This is a genomic window from Bartonella sp. AA89HNZF (genome assembly GCF_042196905.1).
Lineage (GTDB): Bacteria > Pseudomonadota > Alphaproteobacteria > Rhizobiales > Rhizobiaceae > Bartonella.
Genome location: NZ_JBHIRD010000077.1, coordinates 1 through 1091, shown reverse-complemented (window position 1 = coordinate 1091; position 1091 = coordinate 1). Strand labels below are relative to the sequence as shown.

At 38.9% G+C, this 1091-nt stretch carries 1 protein-coding gene; it reads right to left on the bottom strand.

What is annotated here, in order from left to right:
* On the bottom strand, positions 1-1091 hold a 1091-nt coding region (locus ACFIN0_RS09755; RefSeq protein WP_375702455.1), incomplete at both ends, for a helicase-related protein.

Here is a 1091-nt window from a genome sequence, read left to right as displayed (position 1 = left end):
GCGTGAAAGGCTTCACTCTTTTCATCGGAAATCATATCTTTAAGATGATTGATATGGTTTTGAGCAATCTCAGCAACATTGTTCGCCCAAATGCCCCAATAATCCGTGATTTTAAAACTATCCAGAAAAATGGCTTTGACAAAATCAAAAAATTCAGAACGGGGGAATAAGTCTCCTTGTCCTCCAGATACCGATTGAGATTTGCTTTCTGATGTTCCAATGACACGTCCAGAACTTTCTGTTTTGGATGGTATCGAGATCTCATCAACCGTTGTGGTAAGCTCTTTTAATTCATTGGCACGCTTAATCTCTATAATCTCAATCGTATGGCTGCTATCTTGTCCTAAAGACATCTGATTAATTGTCCGAGCAAGCCTTTCGTCATGAGAATGTAAAGCATGCAAAACTTGCCAAACAACACGGTATCTCTTATTGTTTTTTAAAGCCTTTTTGGCTTCTAAGTGTGAAGGAATGATAATGGGTAAAATGATATAGCCCGTTTTTTTATTTGGAGCACGACGCATCACACGCCCTACTGCCTGTATCACATCCACTTGGCTATTGCGCGGGTGTAAAAACATGATGGCATCAAGAGCAGGGACATCAATCCCTTCTGAAAGACACCGAACATTGCTTAAGATCCGACAAACGTTTTGCCCCGCATCTTCTTTAAGCCAATCCAATTCCTCATTGCGTTTTTTGACGCTTTGCGTTCCGTCAATATGTCTTACTTCACAGTTTAGAAAGGGAACGGTTTGAAGGAAATCATCAATATGAGATTTGATAATTTTATTAAAGAGCTTTGTTATATATTGAGAGGTATTGATATCTTTGCAAAAAGCTAAAGCACATTGCATGGGCTCTGTATCATCATCATCAACAGCCGCTTGCTTATCTATTTTGGTAAGTGCTCTATAACAGCCAATAATTTTTGCCGCATCATCTAAATCAATTTCACGGTTTTCATTGGCAATAATCTCCTGTATGGCTGGTGTGATATAGGTTTCATTAATACCCAAGACCACAATCTTGTAAGGAGTTAACAGTTCATTATCGACAGCTTCCGCGAAGGTATAATGATGAAGTTGTTT